Origin of the sequence: Allobosea massiliensis (assembly GCF_042655245.1) — a bacterium.
GTDB classification, from domain to species: Bacteria; Pseudomonadota; Alphaproteobacteria; order Rhizobiales; family Beijerinckiaceae; genus Allobosea; species Allobosea massiliensis.
This window is the reverse complement of record NZ_JBHSLU010000003.1, coordinates 40741-61181: the sequence shown is the minus strand read 5'-3', so window position 1 is coordinate 61181 and position 20441 is coordinate 40741. Positions and strand designations below refer to the sequence as shown.

The following is a 20441-nucleotide window of genomic DNA, read 5'->3' as shown; positions in this document are numbered from 1 at the left end:
CTTCGGCGGGGGGCTACCGCCCCGCAAGCTTCGCGGGCGAGCGGCCAGCCAGTGAGCAGGCCGGGAGGCGGCGTTGACGGACCGCTTCGTCTCGAATTTCACCAACCGGCTGGACGCCAAGGGGCGCGTCTCGATCCCGTCGAGCTTCCGCGCCGTGCTGGCCAAGGATGGCTACGAGGGGCTTTACGTTCATCCGGCGCTCGATCTCGCGGCCTTCGATGCCGGCGGTCACGCCCTGCGCAAGACGATCGACGACATTCTCGCGGGCTTCTCGCCCTTTTCGGAGGAGTGGGAGTCGCTGTCGACGGCGCTGAACGGCACCTCGGAGGTGCTGAAGGTCGATCCGGAGGGCCGCATCATGCTGAGCGAGGCGCTGCGCGCGCATACGGGGATCACGGATGCGGTGACCTTCGTCGGGCATGGCCACAAATTCCAGATCTGGGAGCCGGCCCGGTTCCAGGCGCATCTCGATGCCGCCAAGGCGAAGCTGCGCGACGTCAAGCGCGCGCTGAGCGTGCCGCCGCCGAGCGGTGGGGCGGCTGGCTGATGCCGGGCCGCATGCAGAGCCGGGCGGGCCAGACCGCGATCGAGTCGCAAGAGGGCGCGCCGCATATCCCCGTGCTGCTCGCCGAGGTGTTGAGCGCACTCGCGCCGAAGCCGGGCGGGCGCTATCTCGACGGCACCTTCGGCGCCGGTGGCTATGCCCGCGCGATCCTCGAGGCCGCGCCGGATGCGAGCCTGCTGGCGCTCGACCGCGACCCGACCGCCATCACCGGCGGCGCGAAGCTGGTGTCCGAGATGGCCGGGCGGCTGACGCTGGCGCAGGCCCGTTTCAGCGAACTCGCCGAAGAGGCGCAGCGTTTCGACCGCGTCCCGCTCGACGGCATCGTGCTCGACATCGGCGTCTCCTCCATGCAGATCGATCAGGCGGAGCGAGGCTTCTCCTTCCGCTTCGACGGGCCGCTCGACATGCGCATGGGCCGCGAGGGCCGCAGCGCCGCCGACCTCGTCAACGAGGCGGAGGAGGGCGTCCTCGCCGACATCTTCTACCATTACGGCGAGGAGCGGCGTTCCCGCGCGGTGGCGCGCGCGATCATCGAGGCGCGGCGCAAGGCCCCGCTGACGACGACGAAGCAACTCGCCGATCTCGTGGCCGGCATCGTCTGGGCGGAGCCCGGCGGGCCGCATGCCGCCACGCGGGTGTTCCAGGCGCTGCGCATCGCGGTCAATGACGAACTCGGCGAACTCGTGCGCGCGCTGCATGCGGCGGAAGAGGTTCTGGCGCCGGGTGGACGTCTCGTGGTCGTCACCTTCCACTCGCTGGAAGATCGCATCGTCAAACAGTTTCTGGCCGAGCGCTCGGGGCGTGCCCCGGCCGGCTCCCGCCACGCGCCGGTGTTGACGGCCGCTCAGCCGACCTTCAGCCTGGTCAGCCGTGGGCCGGTGGCGCCATCCGAGGCCGAGATGCGGCTCAATCCGCGCGCCCGCTCGGCCAAGCTGCGCGCCGCCGCCCGCAACGAGGCGCCGCCGCGCCCGGCCGGTCCCGATCTCGTCGCGCTCGCCGGCCTGCCCGAGCCGCAGCCCCGCCGGAGGCCCCGTGCATGATCAAGCTGCTGCATCTCGTCGCCATCGGGGCGCTCGTCTCCTCGGCCTTCTACGCCTACACGATCAAATACGAGACGACGCTGGAGGCCGAGCAACTCCAGAAGATCCGGATGAAAGCGCAGCGCGAGCGCGACGCCATCGCCGTGCTGAAGGCCGAGTGGCAGTTCCTGAACCGGCCGGATCGTCTGCAGGCGCTCGCCGACCGCCATCTCGATCTGCAGCCCTTTTCGGTGACGCAGGTGGTGCGCATGTCGGATGTCCCCAATCGCGGCCCGAAGGTCGATGCCATCGGCCGCAAGCTCGAGGATCTCGGCTTGGGCGTGCCGACGGAGACGCCGCGCGACCGCAAGCCGAGTGCGACCACGCCGGGAGGCCGTCCATGAGCGAGACCCCGACCCACATCGTCGAGGAAGCGCCGGAGGCCGCGCCACGGCGCCGTTTCGGCGCGCTGCGCGACGTCTTCCGGATGAGCGGCGAGAAGAGCCAGCCGCGCGTCGGTCTGGTCATCCTCGGCTTTTCCGCGCTCTTCCTGGCGATCACCGGCCGGCTTGTGATGCTGGCGACCCTGCCCAACGAGCAGGTCGGCCTGCGCCGTGCGACGTCCAACGCGATCTCGGCCGCGCGTCCCGACATCGTCGACCGCAATGGCGAGGTGCTGGCGACCGATATCCGCACCGTCTCGGTCTTCGCCGAGCCGCGGAAGATCCTCGACAAGGACGAGGCGACGGAGTTGCTGACCGCCGTTCTGCCCGATCTCGACGCGAAGGACCTGCGCGACAAGCTCGGCACCAAGAAGGGCTTCGTCTGGGTCAAGCGCGAGATCACGCCGCGCCAGCAGGCCGAGGTGCACCGCCTCGGCATCCCCGGCGTCGGCTTCGTGCCCGAGAACAAGCGCGTCTATCCCAACGGCACGGCCGCCGCCCATGTGCTGGGCTTCGCCAATGTCGACAATGTCGGCATCGCCGGCATCGAGAAATACATCGACTCGCATGGGCTGCAGGATCTCAACGGTGCCGGCCTCGCGACGCAGGCGTCCGATCTCAAGCCGATGACGCTGTCGATCGATCTTCGCGTCCAGCACGCGCTGCGCGACGAGCTTTCGAAGGGCCTGGAGAAATACAAGGCGATCGCCGCTGCGGGCGCGATCATGGACGTGAACACCGGTGAGATGATCGCGCTGGTGTCGCTGCCCGACTTCGACCCCGGCAACCCGGTCGACGCGCTGGAGAAGGACCGGATCAACCGGATGAATGTCGGCGTCTACGAGATGGGCTCGACCTTCAAGGCGCTGACCATCGCGATGGCGCTGGATTCCGGCAAGGCCAACATCAATTCGAGCTATTCGACCGCCGGCGGCATGATGCGGTTCGGCCGGCAGGTCATCAAGGAGTATCACGGCACGGGCCGGACCCTGACCGTGCCGGAGGTCTTCCTGCACTCGTCCAACATGGGCTCGATCAAGATGGCGCTGGCCGTCGGCGTCGAGGGGCACAAGGCCTTCCTGCGCAAGATGATGCAGCTCGACCGGATGACGACCGAGCTGCCGGAGAGCGCGGCGCCGATCGTCCCGCAGCGGTGGGGCGAGATCAACACGGCGACCATCGCCTTCGGCCACGGCCTCGCGGTCGCGCCGCTCCAGGCGATGGCGGCGGTCGGTGCGCTGGTCAATGGCGGCACCCTGATCACCCCGACCTTCCTGAAGCGGTCGGAGGAGGAGGCCAAGCGCAGCGGCGTGCGGGTGATCAAGCCCGAGACCTCCGAGGCGATGCGCTTCATCATGCGCCTCAACGGCGAGAAGGGCTCGGCCCGCAAGGCCGACATCGCCGGCTATTTCGTCGGCGGCAAGACCGGCACGGCCGAGAAGGTCATCAATGGCCGCTATGCCAAGAACAAGAACTTCACGACCTTCACGGCGATCGCGCCCTCCGACAAGCCGCGCTACCTCTTCCTCGCGATCTATGATGAGCCGAAGGGCTATGCCGAAAGCGGCGGCTATTCGACCGCCGCCTGGAACGCCGGCATCACCACCGGCAAGGTGATCGAACGCACGGCGCCGATCCTCGGCCTGCCGCCGCGCTTCGAGCCGCCGGCCCAACCCTTCCCGCTGATGGCGCGGCTGGGGGCCTGGGGCACGCGCTGACGCTTGCCGCAGGCCGGGCTCCACGCTAGCGAGCGATCATGACAGAAGCCTTCAGCCTCGGCCGCCTGTTTCCGGGCGCCTTCCCCGCGGATGCCACGCGAGCGGTCGCGGGCGTCGCCTTCGACAGCCGCAAGGTGCGGCCGGGTGAGGTCTTCATCGCGCTCGCCGGTGCCAAGGCCGATGGCGCCCGCTTCATCGCCGATGCGATCGCCAAGGGCGCCGTCGCGGTCGTGTCGGGCGGGCCCCGCCCGGAGGGGCTCGACCCGGCCGTCGCCTTTGCCAAGGTGGCCGAGCCGCGCCTCGCGCTCTCTTTGGCTGCCGCGCAGATCCACCCTCGCCAGCCGGGCACGATCGTCGCGATCACCGGCACCAGCGGCAAATCCTCGGTTGCCGACTTCACGCGCCAGATTTTCCAGTCGCTGGGCCACGCGTCGGCGAGCCTCGGCACCATCGGCATCGTCACCGCCAAGGGCGCCGATTATGGCACGCTGACCACACCGGACCCGCTGTCCCTGCACGCTTCGCTCGACCGGTTGGCGGGTGAGGGCGTCACGCATCTCGCGATGGAAGCCTCGTCCCATGGGCTCGACCAGCACCGGCTCGACGGCGTCAGGCTGGCCGCAGGCGCCTTCCTGAATCTGGGGCGCGACCATCTCGACTACCATCCGACGGTGGCCGACTACCTCGCCGCCAAGCTGCGGCTCTGGTCGCTCTTGCCGAAGGGCGCCCCCGTGGTGATAAATCGCGACGAGCCCTATGCGCAGGAGGCTGCGGATGCGGCGCTGGCCGCCGGCCACCGGCTCGTCGGCATCGGCCGCAAGGGCGAGACGATCCGGCTGGTCGAGAGCGTGCGCGACGGCTTCTCGCAGCGCCTGACGGTGGCGGTCGGCGGCCGCGAGCACCGCGTGACGCTGCCGCTGGTCGGCGACTTCATGGCGGGCAACGCGCTGGTCGGCGCCGCGCTTGCCATCGCTACCGGCGACGACACCGAGCGCGCGCTGCAGGCGATCGCAGGACTGACCGGTGTGGCCGGTCGGCTGGAGCGCGTCGGCGAGGCGAAGGGCGGTCTGGTGGTCGTGGATTACGCTCACAAACCCGATGCGCTGGCGGCCGTGCTGTCGACCCTGCGCGGCTATGCGACCGGGCGCCTGATCTGCGTCTTCGGCTGCGGCGGCGACCGCGACACCGGCAAGCGCCCGGTGATGGGCGCGATCGCGGCCGAAAAGGCCGACATCGCCATCGTCACCGACGACAATCCGCGCAGCGAGGACCCGGCCGCGATCCGTGCGCAGGTGATGGCCGCCTCGCCGAAGCTGCGCGAGATCGGCGACCGGGCGGAGGCGATCCGTGCGGGCGTCGCGATGCTCGCCCCCGGCGATGTGCTGGTCGTGGCCGGAAAGGGCCATGAAACCGGCCAGATCATCGGCGACCGGACCTTTCCCTTTTCCGACCAGGACGTGGTGCGGACGGCTATCGCGGAGATCGCAGGATGAGCGCCCCTCTCTGGAGCGGAGACGAACTGGTCGCGGCGCTGGGCGCGCGGGCCGAAGGCCCTGTGCCAGCAGCCATCTCCGGCATCTCGATCGACACCCGCACGCTGGAGCCGGGCGACGCTTTCTTCGCCATCACCGGCGAGGCCCGCAACGGGCATGACTTCGTCGCGGCTGCCTTCGAGAAGGGTGCCGCGCTCGCCGTCGTGGACGAGGCGCACGCCGCCCAGTTCGCCGGCAAGGGCGCCCTCGCCATTGTGCCCGACGTGCTGAAGGCGATGGAGCGGGCCGGCAGCGTTCGCCGGGCGGAGCTGAAGGCCGGCGTGCTCGCGGTCACCGGCTCCGTCGGCAAGACCGGCACCAAGGAGGCGCTGCGGCTCATCCTGTCGCGCCAGGGCAAGACGCATGCGCCGGTTGCCTCCTACAACAACCATTGGGGCGTGCCGCTGACCTTGTGTCGGACTCCCCGAGACGTGGCTTACGCGGTCTACGAGATCGGCATGAACCACCCCGGCGAGATCCTGCCGCTGGCGCGGATGGTGCGCCCGCAGGTCTCGATCATCACGACCATCCAGCCGGTCCATCTCGAGGCCTTCGCCTCATTGGAGGGGATCGCCGAGGAGAAGGCCGGCGTGTTTTGGGCGCTGGAGCCCGGCGGCACCGCGATCCTCAATGCGGACATCCCCCAGGCCGATCTGCTGGAGCGGATCGCCAGGGCCGGCCCGGCCGGCGAGGTGATCCGTTTTGGCGAAAGCGCGGATGCCGATGTCCGGCTCATCTCCTGTGCGCTGCGCTCCGACGTCTCGACCGTCGATGCGGTGGTGATGGGGCAACCGGTCACCTACCGGCTCGGCAGCCCGGGCAAGCATATCGTGTTGAACTCGCTCGCCGTTCTGGCGGCGGTGAAGGCGGTCGGCGCCGACATCGCGCTGGCGGCGCTGGCGCTGGGCGATCTGCGCCCGCCCGCGGGGCGCGGGGCGCAGCAGCGGCTGGAGGCACCCGGCGGAGCGTTCACGCTGATCGACGAGAGCTACAACGGCAACCCGGCCTCCGTGAAGGCGGCGATCGAGAATCTGGGGCGCATCCCGGTGGCCGGCCGCGGCCGTCGCATCGCCGTGCTCGGCGACATGCTGGAGCTGGGGCCGACCGGTCCCGAACTCCACAAGGGGCTCGGTCCGGCCATCACCGCCAACGGCATCGACAGTGTCTTCGCCTGCGGTCCGCTGATGCGCGGGTTGTATGACAGCTTGCCTTCGACCCTGCGGGGGGCTTATGCCGCGCAGGCGAGCGGGCTCGAGGCGCTCGTTCTGGATGCCGTGCGAGCCGGCGACGTGGTGATGGTCAAGGGCTCGCTCGGTTCGCGCATGGGGCCGATCGTCAAGGCGCTGACGGCCCGCTTCCCCGCCTCGTCGGCCGAAGACTAGAACAAGAGACCGAAACACCGATGCTCGTCTGGCTCGCCGACTTTTCCGGGACGTTCCCCATCCTCAACGTCTTCCGGTACATCACCTTCCGGGCCGGCGGCGCGACGGCGACGGCGCTGCTCGTCGTCTTCTTCTTCGGCCCCGCGGCGATCTCCTGGCTGCGGATCAAGCAGGGCAAGGGCCAGCCGATCCGCACCGACGGGCCTCAGACGCATCTCGCCAAGCGCGGCACGCCCACCATGGGCGGGTTGATGATCCTCGGCGGTCTGCTGGTCGCGACGCTGCTCTGGGGCAATCTGCGCAACCCTTATGTCTGGATCGTGCTCGGCGTGACGGTGAGCTACGGCGCCATCGGCTTCTATGACGACTATCTCAAGGTGACCAAGCAGTCCCACAAGGGGTTCTCCGGCAAGGCGCGGCTCACGCTCGAAATGGCGATCGCGCTCGTCGCCTGCTGGGGCGTGATGCAGCTCGGGCCGCCGGCCATCGCGTCGGGCTTCGCCATGCCCTTCCTCAAGGAGCTGATCATTCCCCTCGGCATCCTGTTCCCGTTGGTCACCGCCTTCGTGGTAGTCGGTGCCGGCAATGCGGTGAACCTGACCGACGGGCTCGACGGTCTGGCGATCGTGCCGGTGATGATCGCGGCGGCGACCTTCGGCTTCATCTCCTACCTCACGGGCAATGCGATCTTCGCCAACTACCTGCAGATCCATCATGTCCCCGGCGCCGGCGAACTCGCCGTGGTCTGTGGTGCGGTGATCGGCGCCGGCATCGGCTTTCTGTGGTTCAATGCGCCTCCGGCCCAGATCTTCATGGGCGACACGGGTTCACTCGGGCTCGGCGGCCTGCTCGGCGTGGTGGCGGTGGCCACCAAGCACGAGATCGTGCTGGCGATCGTCGGCGGGCTGTTCGTGATCGAGGCGCTCTCGGTCATCATCCAGGTCTTCGTCTACAAGCGCACCGGCAAGCGCGTCTTCCTGATGGCGCCGATCCACCACCATTTCGAAAAGCTGGGCTGGACCGAGCCGCAGGTTGTGATCCGCTTCTGGATCATCTCCGTGGTGCTGGCCCTGATCGGCCTGTCGACGCTGAAGCTGCGCTGAGATGACTCCGATCACCTGTTTTGCGGGCCGGCGCGTCGCGCTGTTCGGCCTGGGCGGTTCCGGCCTCGCCACGGCGCGCGCGCTGATTGCCGGGGGGGCGCAGGTCGAAGCCTACGACGACAATGCCACCAGCCGCGACCGTGCGGCAGGCGAGGGGATCGCTGTCGTCGACCTCGCGGCGGCCGACTGGTCGCGCTTCGACAGCCTCATCCTCGCGCCCGGCGTGCCGCTGACCCATCCTGCCCCGCACTGGACAGTGGAGAAGGCCAAGGCCGCCGGCGTCGAGGTCATCGGCGACATCGAGCTGTTCTTCCGGCAGCGCGCGGCGACGGAGCCGGCGGCGCCGGTCGTCTGCATCACCGGCACCAACGGCAAGTCGACGACCACGGCGCTGGTCGCCCATGTCCTTCGCCAGGCCGGACGCGACGTCCAGATGGGCGGCAATATCGGCACGGCCGTGCTGGCGCTGGAGCCGCCATCGGCGAGCCGTGTCCACGTCATCGAGTGCTCGAGCTACCAGATCGATCTCGCGCCCTCGTTGGCGCCGAGCGTCGGCATCCAGATGAATCTGACGCCAGACCATCTCGACCGGCACGGCACCTTCGAGGCCTATGGCGCGATCAAGGAGCGCCTGGTCTCCGCGGCGGACGTCGCCGTGATCGGCGTCGACGACGAGCCGTCCAAGCAGATGGCGCGGCGGCGCGCGGCGTCCGGCCGCAAGCTGGTCAGGATCAGCGGCGAGCAGCCGCTCGATGACGGCGTCTTCGCCGGCGTGACCGCCAATGCCGGCACGCTGGAGACGCGGATCGTCCAGGTGCTCGACGGCAAGCCCCGCATCGTCGCCAATCTCGCGGGCATCGGATCTCTGCGGGGCTCGCACAACGCGCAGAACGCGGCAGCCGCCTTTGCCGCCTGCTTCGCGCTGGGCCTCACGGCCGAGCAGATCGCGGCGGGTTTCGCCAGCTATCCCGGCCTGGCGCATCGCATGGAGGAGATCGGCCGCATCGGCCGCGTCGTCTTCATCAACGATTCCAAGGCGACCAATGCGGATTCGACCGAGAAGGCGCTGACCTCCTTCCGCGACATCTTCTGGATCCTCGGTGGCAAGGCGAAGGAGGGCGGCATCGAGTCCCTGCGCCGCTACTTCCCCAATATCGCCCGGGCCTATCTGATCGGTGCGGCGAGCGACCTCTTCGCCGCCACCTTCGACGATGACGGGCGCGTCGCCTATGAGCGCAGCGGCACGCTCGAGGTCGCGCTGGCGAGCGCGGCGCGGGATGCGCTGGCCCATCCGGGGCAGGGCGACATCGCCGTGCTGCTCTCGCCGGCCTGCGCCTCCTTCGACCAGTTTCCGAATTTCGAGGTGCGCGGTGACGCCTTCCGCGCCCTGGCGAAGGCGCTGCCGGGCTTCCGGCCTGCGGGGACCGCCTAGCACCGGGAAAGGCGGCCTTACCGGTGCGGCATGGCGGCCATCCGCAGCGGGACTGGCCTCACGGCCCGCAACGCGACAAGGCTGCTGTGCGCGCCCGGTCCGCCGAGTCCGCCGAGTGAACGAGGAACGACGATGAGCAGCGCCCCCAATTTCGACGAGCGGATCGACCGCCGCGGCACCCATTCCTCGAAATGGGACATGATGGCGCCGCTCTATGGCGTGCCGGCCTCGGACGGCATCGCCATGTGGGTCGCGGATATGGATTTCCGGCCGCCGGCCTGCGTCCAGGCGGCGCTCGAGGGCATGGCAGCCCACGGGCTCTACGGCTATTTCGGCGACAGCAAAGCCAATCACGATGCGATCCGCTGGTGGATGCGCACGCGCCATGGCTGGGACGTCGAGCCGGCCGCGATCTTCACCGCCAACGGGCTGGTCAACGGCACGGCGCTCTGCGTCGCTGCCTATACCAAGCCGGGTGACGGCGTCGTGCTGATGACGCCGGTCTATCATGCCTTCGCCCGCGTGATCTCCGCGGCAGGCCGGCAGGTCGTCGAGTGTCAGCTCGCGATCGAGGACGACCGCTACGTTCTCGACATCGCGGCCTGGGACGCGATGATGACCGGCAAGGAGCGCATGTTCGTCCTCTGCTCGCCGCATAATCCGGGCGGGCGCGTCTGGACTCGAGAGGAACTGCGCGCCATCGCCGATTTCTGCGTCCGCCACGACCTGATCCTGGTCTCCGACGAGATCCACCACGATCTGGTCATGCCCGGCCACAAGCATCACGTGATGGCGCTGGCGGCGCCGGAGATCATCGACCGGCTGGTGATGATGACCGCCACCACCAAGACCTTCAACATCGCCGGTTGCCATGTCGGCAACATCATCGTGCCGGACAAGGCGCTGCGGGCGCCGCTGGCGGCGGCGATCAATGCCGGTGGCGTCTCGCCCAATTCTTTCGGCATGATGATGGCGACCGCCGCCTACAGCCCCGAGGGTGCGGCGTGGGTCGATGCGCTGGTGGCTTATCTCGACGGCAATCGCCGGCTCTTCGAGGAGGGGGTGAGTGCCATCCCCGGTGTCCGGGCTCTGCCGCTGGAGGCGACCTATCTCGCCTGGATCGATTTCGCGGGCACCGGCATGGCGACGGCCGAGTTCACGGCCCGCGTCGAGAAGCAGGCGCGGATCGCCGCCAATCACGGGCCGAGCTTCGGCAAGGGCGGTGCCTCCTTCCTGCGCTTCAACCTAGCGACGCCACGGGCGGTCGTGGCGGAAGCGGTGGACCGCCTGCAGCAGGCTTTCGGCGATCTGCAATAGGGTGGCATGCGGGGCTTCGGAATCATTCCGTTAACCCTTTGTTGACAGAGTGATTCGGATCGGGAGCGGTGGTTTGTGCCGCTCCAAGCCTGCTCTGGAGCCCCGTCATGGTCTCGCGCGCCGAACCTTCTCTCAGCGGCCGCTGGTGGTGGTCGATCGACCGCATCATCCTGAGCGCGCTCGTCGCGCTGATGGTCTCCGGCGTCGTGCTCCTGATGGCCGGCGGCCCGCCGGTGGCGGAACGGCTCGGGCTCTCCACCTTCCATTTCGTCAACCGCCAGGCGGCCTATCTTCTGGTGGCGCTGACGATCTTCGTCGGCGTTTCCTTCCTGACGCCGCGCCAGGTCCGGCGGATGGCGCTGCTGCTCTTCACCGTCTCGCTCGCGATGGTGGTGGCGACTCTCTATCTCGGCGTCGAGGTCAAGGGCGCGCGGCGCTGGCTCACGCTCGGGCCGATCGGTTCGGTCCAGCCCTCCGAATTCCTCAAGCCCGCCTTCGTCGTACTGGCCGCCTGGGCCTTCGCCGAGGGGACGCGGCGCCCCGACCTGCCGGGAACCTGGATCGCCTTCCTGCTGCTGCCGGCGACGATCGCGCCGCTCGTGCTGCAGCCGGACTTCGGCCAGACCATGCTCGTCACCCTGGTCTGGGCGGGGCTGTTCTTCGTCGCCGGGCTGCACTGGTTCTGGGTGCTGGGGCTCGGTGGGGCCGGCGCCGTCGGTATCCTGATCGCCTACCAGCTCGTGCCGCATGTGCGCGCCCGCATCGAGCGCTTCATGGACAAGGGCTCGGGCGACACCTTCCAGATCGATACGGCCCTTGAGAGCTTCGCCCAGGGGGGCTGGCTCGGGAAAGGCCCAGGCGAGGGCACGGTGAAGCGCATCCTGCCCGACGCGCATACCGACTTCATCTTCGCCGTGACGGCGGAGGAGTTCGGCATCGTCGTCTGCATCCTGCTGGTGATGCTGTTCGCGCTGATCGTGCTGCGGGCGCTATTCGTGGCCCAGAAGGCGGAGGACCCGTTCATCCGCCTCGCCGTCACGGGCCTCGCTCTGCTCTTCGGCATCCAGGCCGCGATCAACATGATGGTGAACCTGCACATGATGCCGGCCAAGGGCATGACGCTGCCCTTCATCTCCTATGGCGGCTCGTCGCTGATCTCGCTGGCGATCGGGACCGGGTTCCTGCTGGCCCTGACGCGCAAGCGGCCCCGCGCGGTCGATTTCGGCTACAGGCGCTGAGGCCGGCGTCATGGCAGAAGGCACGCTCGTGATGCTGGCCGCCGGGGGGACCGGCGGCCATCTCTTCCCCGCCGAGGCGCTGAGCCATGCGCTTCATGCGCGCGGCATTCGCGTCGTGCTGATGACCGACACACGGGCGGCCGAATATGCCGGCCATTTCCCCGCCGAGGCGGTGCATGCCGTGCCGGCGGCGACCCCGTCGGGCCGTTCGCCGCTGAAGATGGCCGGCGCCGTGCTGGAACTCGCCAAGGGTACCTTCGCGGCGCGCGCCATCATCAAACGGGTGCAGCCCGCGGTGCTGGTCGGATTCGGCGGCTACCCGACCGTGCCGCCGGTGCTCGGAGCCTCGCTCGCCGGGGTGAAGACGATCATCCACGAGCAGAATGCCGTGATGGGCCGGGCCAACCGGTTCCTGGCCGGTCGCGCCGCCGCGATCGCGACCGGCTTCGCCGAGGTGGGCGGGATCACCGAGGCGCTCAAGGCGAAATGTCGGCATGTCGGCAACCCGGTGCGGCCGGCGGTGCTGGAGGCGGCCTCCCTGGACTATAGCCGGCCGGGGGAGGGTGAGATCCGGCTGCTCGTCTTCGGCGGCAGCCAGGGCGCGCGGGTGATGGCGGATATCGTGCCGCCGGCGCTCCAGTTGCTGACGCCGGCGGAGCGTGCGCGGCTCGTCATTACCCAGCAAGCGCGCAGCGAGGATCACGCCCGGGTCACCGGCCTCTATGGCGAACTCGGCGTCCGCTGCGAGGTCGCGCCCTTCTTCAAGGATCTGCCGGCCCGGATGGCGCAGGCCCATCTCGTCATCGGCCGCTCGGGCGCCTCGACCGTCGCGGAGCTGACCGTGATCGGGCGACCTGCGATCCTGGTGCCGCTGCCGGGCTCGCTCGATCAGGACCAGGCCGCCAATGCCGCCTTTCTCGAAAGGGCGGGGGGCGCCAAGCGCATCCTGCAGCCGGACTTCACGCCGCAACGGCTCGCCGCCGAACTCTCGGCGATGATCGCGCAGCCCGCGGGGTTGACGAGCATGGCTGCAAACGCGAAGAGCGCCGGCATCCCCGATGCCGCCGAACGACTGGCCGATCTCGTGATCGCCACCGCCCATTCCCAAAACTGACAGGACCGCCGGATCATGAAACTGCCGCCGAAGCTCGGCTCCATCCATTTCGTCGGGATCGGCGGCATCGGCATGTCGGGCATCGCCGAAGTGCTGCACAATCTGGGCTACAAGGTGCAGGGTTCCGACGCGTCCGACGGCGCGAACGTCAAGCGCCTGGCCGAAAAGGGCATCACGACCTTCGTCGGGCACAAGGCGGAGAATCTCGGCGAGGCCGAGGTGGTCGTGGTCTCGACCGCGATCAAGCGCGACAATCCCGAGCTGGTTGCCGCCCGTGAGAAGCGGCTGCCGGTGGTGCGCCGCGCCGAGATGCTGGCCGAGCTGATGCGGCTGAAGAGCTGCGTCGCGATCGCCGGCACCCATGGCAAGACGACGACGACCTCGCTCGTCGCGACGCTGCTCGAGAAGGGCGGGCTCGACCCGACCGTGATCAATGGCGGCATCATCAACGCCTATGGCACCAATGCCCGCATGGGCGAGAGCGACTGGATGGTGGTCGAAGCCGACGAGTCGGACGGCACCTTCCTGAAGCTGCCGGCCGATGTTGCCATCGTCACCAATATCGACCCCGAGCATCTCGACCATTTCGGCACCTTCGACGCGATCAAGGCCGCGTTCCGGAGCTTCGTCGAGAACCTGCCCTTCTATGGTTTCGCGGTGATGTGCATCGACCATCCCACGGTGCAGGGGCTGGTCGGGCAGATCGAGGACCGCCGCGTCGTCACCTATGGTGAGAACCCGCAGGCCGATTTCCGCCTGATCGACATCGATCTCTCGGGCGGGCAGGCGAAGTTCACGCTGCTCATCCGCGACCGCAAGCGCGGCCGCGACGAGGTCGTCCGCGATCTGATCATGCCGATGCCCGGTCATCACAACGCGCTCAACGCGACCGCCGCCATCGCGGTGGCTTATGATCTCGGCATCCCGGTCGAGCGCATCCGCGCGGCGTTGGCCGGCTTCGGCGGCGTCAAGCGCCGCTTCACCCGGACCGGCGAGTGGAACGGCGCGCTGATCTTCGACGACTACGGACATCACCCGGTCGAGATCGCCGCCGTGCTCAAGGCCGCGCGCGCCTCGACAAAAGGCAAGGTGATCGCGGTGGTGCAGCCGCATCGCTACACGCGCCTCGCCAGCCTTTTCGACGATTTCGCCGCCTGCTTCAACGATGCCGACACGGTGATCGTCGCCGACACCTATGCGGCCGGCGAGGCGCCGATCGCGGGGGCGGACCGGGATTCGCTGGTCTCGGGCATCAAGGCGCGCGGACACCGCCACGCCTTGCCGCTGGAGGGCTCCGACAAGCTCGCGGGGATGGTCGCCGAGCTCGCCGGCCCGGGCGATTACGTCGTGCTGCTCGGCGCGGGCAACATCACCCAATGGGCCTATGCGCTGCCGGGCGAGCTGGCGGCGCTGTCGCCGCCAAAGACCGCCGCATGAGCTTTCCGGACATCACGCCGGCCCTCCGCGCCGCGGCACCCGATCTGCGCGGGCGGCTGCTCGCGAATGCCGAGATGGCGCCGTTGACCTGGTTTCGGGTCGGCGGACCGGCCCAGGCGCTGTTCACGCCGGCCGACGAGGCCGATCTCGCGCATCTCCTGTCGGGCCTGCCGCAGGAGATCCCGCTGACGGTCGTCGGGCTCGGCTCGAACCTGATCGTCCGCGACGGCGGCATTCCGGGGCTGGTGATCCGGCTCGGCGGCAAGGCCTTCGGCGAGATTACGATCGAACCGGGCGATCGTCTGCGGGCCGGCGCGGCGGTGCCCGACGTCAAGCTGGCGCGGGCGGCGGCGGATGCGGCGCTCGACGGGCTGGCCTTCTACCGCGGCATCCCTGGCTGTATCGGTGGCGCGCTCAGAATGAATGCCGGCGCGCATGGCGGCGAGACGACCGACGTACTCGTCGAGGCGCGTGGCGTGCGGCGCGATGGCAGGCTCGTCACCTTGTCCCATGCCGAGATGGGTTTTTCCTATCGCAGCAGCGGCGCCGGAACCCAGGACATCATCTTCACCTCGGCACTGTTCCAGGGCCGGCCGGGCGACAGGGCCGCGATCCAGGCCGAGATGGATCGCGTCACCGCCGCGCGCGAGGCGGCGCAGCCGATCCGGGAGCGCACCGGAGGCTCGACCTTCAAGAACCCGCCCGGCGGCAAGGCCTGGCAGCTGATCGACGCCGCCGGGTGCCGCGGCCTGCGGATGGGTGGCGCGCAGGTCTCCGAGATGCACTGCAACTTCCTGATCAACACCGGCGGGGCGACGGCGGCCGATGTCGAGGGCCTGGGCGAAGAGGTAAGGCGCCGGGTGAAGGCGCATTCCGGCTTCGAGCTGCAGTGGGAGATCAAGCGGATCGGCGTCGTTTGACGCTCAGGCGATCGGTTGTTTCAGCCATTCGCGCAAGGCGTCGTTGACCCGCGACTGCCAACCCGGGCCGGACGCCCTGAGCTGTTCGACGAGATCGATGTCGAGCCGGATCGACACGGCTTCCTTCGTCCGGGCCGGTCCGCGTCGCCTGATGCTGTCCTGAAGCGCGGCGTGGACCTCGGGCAGGGCTTCCTGCATGGGGCGCAGACCCGCAAGTTCCGCTTCCGTCAGTTCGGGGTTGTCGACAGCGGCCCAATCGGCCTCGTCATAACCTCTCCCGTGAACGAAAGGCTTCGTCATAGGATACTCCTCTCGCGGCGCGAGGCCGGCCGCATGCTGATGATGGACAGGGCTTCCGTGCCCAAGGTCACGAAGACCACCGTCACGACGCCGTTCAAGCGTCCGATTGCAGTCCAACGCCCGTCCCGGGCAGGACCGATGCGAGCTTCCGCGAAGAAGCGCTCGTCGAGCGCCGCGAAGTCCATCCCGTGCTTGTCGAGATTCGCCAACCGCTTGGGCTCGTCCCACAGGATTTTCATTTAACTTGTATATACGGGTTTGTGCCGTCCAGGGCAAGGGCCTCGCAGTCGGTCCCCTTTCGACGCTTGGAGAATCCCGGCTCCGGAGAGTCTCGCTCGCCGGCCGCAGCAAAGGAATCCACGCGCGATCCCCATCTCCCGCGCGCAACCTTTACCAAAAATTTACCAGCAGATCGAAGAGTGGGCGTTAACGGCGCATCAAGCAATCGGGTGCCGGGACGTCTGCAGAACCTTCATGAGCCGGGGCCGCAAAACAGCGTGTTTCCGTGCTGAGAAGAGGCTCCGGACGGCCCGACGAGACCGAATCGACTCGGTGCCCGCCCTGGCTGCCCATGCGGGCTCAACTTCGGTGAACGCGTCACATGGATGGTGGAGGACGCCTCCCTCGATCGGTGAAGTCGGCAGCCGCCGTCGCGGCGTCCCGCCTGCCGGTCCCGGCTCCCGGGCCGCAGCTGCTCGTCGGTGAGCGGAGCGGCCGCTGGCTGCGCCGGTCGCGGCGCAGTGCGGTCGCCGTGCCGTTGGCCCGGCGCCTGCCGCGCCGGATCGGGACCTGGCTGGCGCTCGGCTTCCTGAGCCTCAGCCTCGGCGCGGGCACGGTGCTGGGCGGCCATGTCGAGACTCTGCGCGCCAATTACGGCGAGCCGCACCACATGCTGGCCCGCCTCGTCGGCTTCGGCATCGACCGCGTCACGATCGCCGGCATCGCCGAACTGTCCGAGGTCGAGGTTCTGGTCGCGGCCGGGATCGACCCCAAGATCTCGCTGCCCTTCTTCGATGCCGACCAGGCGCGCCGCCGCCTCGAAGCCGCCCCGCTGATCCGCGAGGCGGCGATCCGCAAGCTCTATCCCGGCGAGGTCGCGATCACGCTCGTCGAGCGCGAGCCCTTCGCGCTCTGGCAGGTCAAGGGCGAACTCTTCGTCATCGCCGCCGACGGAACCGTGATCGACAAGATGGATGACGGGCGCTTCGCCCATCTGCCGCTGGTCGTGGGCCCGGAGGCCAATGTGCGGGCGCGCGAATATCTCGCTCTGCGCAGCCAGGCGGGGCCGCTCGCCGCGCAGATCAGGGCCGCGACGCTGGTCGCCGGGCGGCGCTGGAACCTGAAGCTCGAGAACGGCATGGATGTTCGTCTGCCGGAGGTCGATCCGGGCGCTGCCGTCAAGCGCCTCGCCGCACTGCAGGCCGATTACCGGATCTTCGACAAGGACCTGCTGGCCATCGATCTGCGCCAGCCGGACCGCGTCGTGATGCGGCTGACGGAGGAGGGCGCCGCGACCCGCGCCGAGCAGCTCAAGAGCAAGACCAAGAAGAAGGGAGGCGAGGCATGAACCACGTCACCTCCCAGGGTCTGACGCCGCGGATGCGTCCGCTCTCGTCGCGCAAGAGCGCGACGCTGTCGATTCTCGACATCGGCACCAGCAAGGTCGTCTGCCTGATCGCCGAGCTGAATCCGGCCGAGGCGAATGAGCGGCTGCGCGGACGCACCCATGTCGCGCGCATCATCGGCATCGGCCATCAGCGTTCGCTCGGCCTTAAGGGCGGCGCGATCATCGACCTCGAAAGCGCCGAGAAGGCGATCCGTGCCGCGGTCGATGCGGCCGAGCGCATGGCCAAGGTCGAGGTGCAGTCGGTCATCGTCAACCTGACCGGCGGGCGCCTCGCTTCGCAGCATTACGCAGCCAGCGTCGATCTGCGTTCCGGTTCGGTGGGCGACGGCGACGTCAAGCGTGTGCTCGCCCATGCCGCGACCCACGCGCTACGGCCGGGCAAAGCGGTGCTCCACGCGCTGCCGACCGGCTATGCGCTCGACGGCGTGCCCGGCGTTCTCGATCCGCGCGGGCTGATCGGCGGCAAGCTCTCGGTCGACATGCATGTCGTCGCCAGCGAGGCCTCGGCGGCGCGCAACGTCATGCTGGCGGTCGAGCGCTGCCATCTCGAGGTCGAGGCGGTGGTCGCGACCCCCTATGCCTCAGGCCTCTCCGTGCTCGTCGACGACGAGGCCGAGATGGGCGTCGTCGTGGTCGACATGGGCGGCGGCACCACCAGCCTGGGCGTGTTCTCGGGCGGGCATCTCATGCATGCCGACGCCATCGCCGTCGGCGGCAACCACATCACCATGGACGTGGCGCGCGGGCTTTCGACCCGCGTCTCGGCGGCCGAGCGGCTGAAGACGCTGCACGGCTCCTGCATCGCCAGCGCCTCGGACGAGCGCGACATGATCTCCGTGCCGCAGGTCGACGATGACGAGCGCGACACGCCCAACCATTTGCCGAAGTCGCAGCTGGTCCGGATCATCAAGCCGCGGGTCGAGGAGATCCTCGAACTGGTGCGCGACCGGCTGAGCCAGGCTGGCTTCTCGGCACAGGCCGGTCGGCGCGTCGTGCTGACGGGCGGCGCCTGCCAGCTCACGGGCCTCCCCGAAGTCGCGCGGCGTGTGCTCGGCGGGCAGGTCCGCACCGGCCGGCCGCTCGGCATCAAGGGCCTGCCGGAAGCCGGCAAGGGCCCGGCCTTCGCGGCCGCGGTCGGCCTGCTGGTCTATCCGCAGGTCGCGCATGTCGAGCATTTCGAGCCCCGCGCGAGGCAAGCCTATTTCGCCACCGGAACGGACGGGTACTTCTCCCGTGTGGGCCGCTGGCTGAAGGAGAGTTTCTGACCGGGCGCCGCCACGCGGCCGCCCGTCGGAGGACAGTGTGAGTACCGGCGAGCCCTTCTTCGGGGGAGCCACGGCGTCGAATGTAGCAATCGGGACGGCTCCCGCCAGGCGCCGGACAAGGGATCAAAAGAGGCAACCATGGCGATGAATCTGCAAGCCCCGGACATCCGGGAACTCAAGCCCCGGATCACCGTGTTCGGCGTCGGTGGCGCCGGGGGCAATGCGGTCAACAACATGATCGAGGCCGGTCTCGACGGCGTCGATTTCGTGGTCGCCAACACGGATGCCCAGGCTCTGGCCCTGTCGCGCGCCTCGCGCATCATCCAGATGGGCCTGCAGGTGACCGAGGGCCTCGGCGCCGGCTCCCAGCCCGAGGTCGGCCGCGCGGCCGCCGAGGAGGTGATCGACGAGATCCGCGACCATCTCGCCGGCGCGCACATGGTTTTCATCACCGCCGGCATGGGCGGCGGCACCGGCACCGGTGCGGCGCCCGCCATCGCCCGCGTCGCCCGCGATATGGGCATCCTGACCGTCGGCGTCGTCACCAAGCCGTTCCAGTTCGAGGGCCATCGCCGCATGCGCATGGCGGAAGCCGGCATCAGCGAGCTGAACGAGGCGGTCGACACGCTGATCGTGATCCCGAATCAGAACCTGTTCCGCGTCGCCAACGAGACCACCGGCTTCGCCGATGCCTTCGGCATGGCCGACCAGGTGCTCTATTCCGGCGTCGCCTGCATCACCGACCTGATGGTCCGTCCGGGCCTGATCAATCTCGACTTCGCCGACGTGCGCGCCGTGATGCGCGGCATGGGCAAGGCGATGATGGGCACCGGCGAGGCCCAGGGCGAGAAGCGCGCACTGAACGCCGCCCAGGCCGCGATCAACAACCCGCTGCTCGACGACGTCTCGATGAAGGGTGCGCGCGGCCTGCTGATCTCGATCACCGGCGGGCGCGACATGAAGCTCTACGAGGTCGACGAGGCGGCCACCCGCATCCGCGAAGAGGTCGATTCCGAGGCCAACATCATCGTCGGCGCGACCTTCGACGAGGCGCTGGAAGGCATCGTCCGCGTCTCCGTCGTCGCCACGGGCATCGACAAGCCGGTGACCTCGCAGGCCGAGATGGACGAGACCGAGGCTCGCATCGCCCAGGTCGCCGAGCGCCTGAAGGCCGAGGCCCGCCTGCGCACCGCGGCTCCCGCCCGTCAGGCGGCTCCTGCTCCCGCGCCGGCCCCGGTCGAGGCCCCGATGGAGCTGCGGATGCCGCAGCCGATCGAGCCCGAGCCGCGCGCTAGCCTGCCGGAGGACATCCGCATCGCTCCGATCCAGCCGCGTCCCGCCATGGCCGCGGCCGCGCCGGAGCCCGTGCGCCAGCCGGAGCCCGCTCCGATGCTGGAAGAGAGCTTCATCCCGCCCATGCCGGAGCGCTCGGTCGTCCGCCCGACCCGCATGCCGCGCGTCGAGGACCTGCCGATCCCGGCGCAGAACCAGATCAATGCCCAGCGCGGCGCCCAGGCCGCCCCGCTGCCGCCCAGCGCCGCCGAGCAGAAGCGCATGTCGCTGATGCAGCGCCTCGCCTCCGTCGGCTTCGGCCGCAAGGAGGAGGAGCCCGCCGAGCCGGCTCCGATGCCGGTGCGTCAGGCTCCCGCCATGCCGCAGGCGCCGAGCGCGGCTCATGCCGAATACATGCGCCGTCCGGCGGCCCCGGCCGCCCGCCCGGCGCAGGGACAGCTCGACCCGCATGGCCGCGCCGCACCGAATCGGACCAGCGAGGAGGATCACCTCGAGATCCCGGCCTTCCTGCGCCGTCAGGCCAACTGAGCGCATCGGGCTTCCGAGCCACTGTAACACCGTCCCGGCGCGCCTTCGGCGCGCCGGGATTTGCCTTGTCGAAAACCTCAATCATTCCAGTTCGATAGAGATCATCCGGGCAGCGCAGAAACCTGTAACAGAGCGAAAGAAAGCGTGATTTTGTGAGCATGCTCCGAAAGCTTATGTTGCAGCTGCACCACGACAGACGGGAGATGGG

At 69.1% G+C, this 20441-nt stretch carries 18 protein-coding genes; 16 read left to right on the top strand and 2 right to left on the bottom strand.

All coding sequences use genetic code 11. The features are described 5' to 3' along the window. Positions 1–73: 73 nt before the first annotated feature. The 13 genes from ACFPN9_RS00535 (at position 74) to murB (ending at position 15220) form a co-directional block, all read left to right on the top strand. Positions 74–547 carry a division/cell wall cluster transcriptional repressor MraZ gene (locus ACFPN9_RS00535; RefSeq protein WP_066722184.1) on the top strand — a complete coding sequence of 158 codons (474 nt, stop codon included), beginning with the start codon at positions 74–76 and terminating at the stop codon, positions 545–547. Further along, positions 547–1605 carry a 16S rRNA (cytosine(1402)-N(4))-methyltransferase RsmH gene (gene rsmH / locus ACFPN9_RS00530; protein ID WP_377814917.1) on the top strand — a complete coding sequence of 353 codons (1059 nt, stop codon included), beginning with the start codon at positions 547–549 and terminating at the stop codon, positions 1603–1605. Before ACFPN9_RS00535 ends, rsmH begins: the two co-directional genes overlap by 1 nt. Next, positions 1602–1988 carry a cell division protein FtsL gene (gene ftsL / locus ACFPN9_RS00525; RefSeq protein WP_066722186.1) on the top strand — a complete coding sequence of 129 codons (387 nt, stop codon included), beginning with the start codon at positions 1602–1604 and terminating at the stop codon, positions 1986–1988. The genes rsmH and ftsL overlap by 4 nt, the downstream gene beginning before the upstream one ends. Next, entirely contained in the window at positions 1985–3745 is a 1761-nt protein-coding gene (locus ACFPN9_RS00520) for a peptidoglycan D,D-transpeptidase FtsI family protein (RefSeq protein ID WP_066722188.1), read from the top strand. Before ftsL ends, ACFPN9_RS00520 begins: the two co-directional genes overlap by 4 nt. A 38-nt stretch (positions 3746–3783) precedes the next feature. Next, positions 3784–5238: a UDP-N-acetylmuramoyl-L-alanyl-D-glutamate--2,6-diaminopimelate ligase gene (locus ACFPN9_RS00515; protein WP_066722191.1), complete on the top strand. Its 1455-nt coding sequence runs from the start codon at positions 3784–3786 to the stop codon at positions 5236–5238. Beyond that, complete coding sequence (locus ACFPN9_RS00510; protein ID WP_066722193.1) at positions 5235–6659, top strand: UDP-N-acetylmuramoylalanyl-D-glutamyl-2,6-diaminopimelate--D-alanyl-D-alanine ligase; 1425 nt, start codon at positions 5235–5237, stop codon at positions 6657–6659. Before ACFPN9_RS00515 ends, ACFPN9_RS00510 begins: the two co-directional genes overlap by 4 nt. Positions 6660–6679: 20 nt before the next feature. Next, the gene (gene mraY, locus ACFPN9_RS00505; protein ID WP_066722204.1) at positions 6680–7762 is read left to right on the top strand and encodes a phospho-N-acetylmuramoyl-pentapeptide-transferase; all 1083 of its coding nucleotides are present in this window, start codon (positions 6680–6682) and stop codon (positions 7760–7762) included. A gap of 1 nt (position 7763) precedes the next feature. Further along, on the top strand, positions 7764–9194 hold the full coding sequence (gene murD, locus ACFPN9_RS00500; protein WP_066722206.1) for a UDP-N-acetylmuramoyl-L-alanine--D-glutamate ligase: 1431 nt from the start codon (positions 7764–7766) through the stop codon (positions 9192–9194). A 132-nt stretch (positions 9195–9326) separates the two neighbouring features. Then, entirely contained in the window at positions 9327–10511 is a 1185-nt protein-coding gene (locus tag ACFPN9_RS00495) for a MalY/PatB family protein (protein ID WP_066722207.1), read from the top strand. 107 nt (positions 10512–10618) lie between these two features. After that, positions 10619–11749 carry an FtsW/RodA/SpoVE family cell cycle protein gene (locus ACFPN9_RS00490; RefSeq protein ID WP_066722208.1) on the top strand — a complete coding sequence of 377 codons (1131 nt, stop codon included), beginning with the start codon at positions 10619–10621 and terminating at the stop codon, positions 11747–11749. A gap of 10 nt (positions 11750–11759) precedes the next feature. Continuing rightward, entirely contained in the window at positions 11760–12863 is a 1104-nt protein-coding gene (gene murG, locus ACFPN9_RS00485; RefSeq protein WP_066722210.1) for an undecaprenyldiphospho-muramoylpentapeptide beta-N-acetylglucosaminyltransferase, read from the top strand. 15 nt (positions 12864–12878) lie between these two features. After that, entirely contained in the window at positions 12879–14300 is a 1422-nt protein-coding gene (murC, locus tag ACFPN9_RS00480) for a UDP-N-acetylmuramate--L-alanine ligase (protein ID WP_066722212.1), read from the top strand. Beyond that, positions 14297–15220, top strand: coding sequence for a UDP-N-acetylmuramate dehydrogenase (gene murB / locus ACFPN9_RS00475; RefSeq protein WP_066722213.1), 924 nt, complete (start codon positions 14297–14299; stop codon positions 15218–15220). Before murC ends, murB begins: the two co-directional genes overlap by 4 nt. 3 nt (positions 15221–15223) lie before the next feature. Here the strand turns inward: murB and ACFPN9_RS00470 are convergent, their stop codons facing one another. Continuing rightward, entirely contained in the window at positions 15224–15520 is a 297-nt protein-coding gene (locus ACFPN9_RS00470; protein WP_066722216.1) for a BrnA antitoxin family protein, read from the bottom strand. Beyond that, the gene (locus ACFPN9_RS00465; protein ID WP_066722219.1) at positions 15517–15759 is read right to left on the bottom strand and encodes a BrnT family toxin; all 243 of its coding nucleotides are present in this window, start codon (positions 15757–15759) and stop codon (positions 15517–15519) included. The genes ACFPN9_RS00470 and ACFPN9_RS00465 overlap by 4 nt, the downstream gene beginning before the upstream one ends. A gap of 392 nt (positions 15760–16151) precedes the next feature. Here ACFPN9_RS00465 and ACFPN9_RS00460 point away from each other — a divergent pair, with 392 nt between their 5' ends. The 3 genes from ACFPN9_RS00460 to ftsZ all read left to right on the top strand — a co-directional run bounded on the left by ACFPN9_RS00460 (position 16152) and on the right by ftsZ (position 20233). Next, a complete protein-coding gene (locus ACFPN9_RS00460) occupies positions 16152–17087 on the top strand; it encodes a cell division protein FtsQ/DivIB (protein WP_245282262.1) in 936 nt (311 codons plus the stop codon). Beyond that, positions 17084–18412, top strand: a complete 1329-nt coding sequence (gene ftsA, locus ACFPN9_RS00455) for a cell division protein FtsA (RefSeq protein ID WP_066722223.1) — start codon at positions 17084–17086, stop codon at positions 18410–18412. Before ACFPN9_RS00460 ends, ftsA begins: the two co-directional genes overlap by 4 nt. A gap of 138 nt (positions 18413–18550) precedes the next feature. Beyond that, on the top strand, positions 18551–20233 hold the full coding sequence (ftsZ, locus tag ACFPN9_RS00450) for a cell division protein FtsZ (protein ID WP_066722225.1): 1683 nt from the start codon (positions 18551–18553) through the stop codon (positions 20231–20233). The last annotated feature ends 208 nt before the right edge of the window (positions 20234–20441 follow it).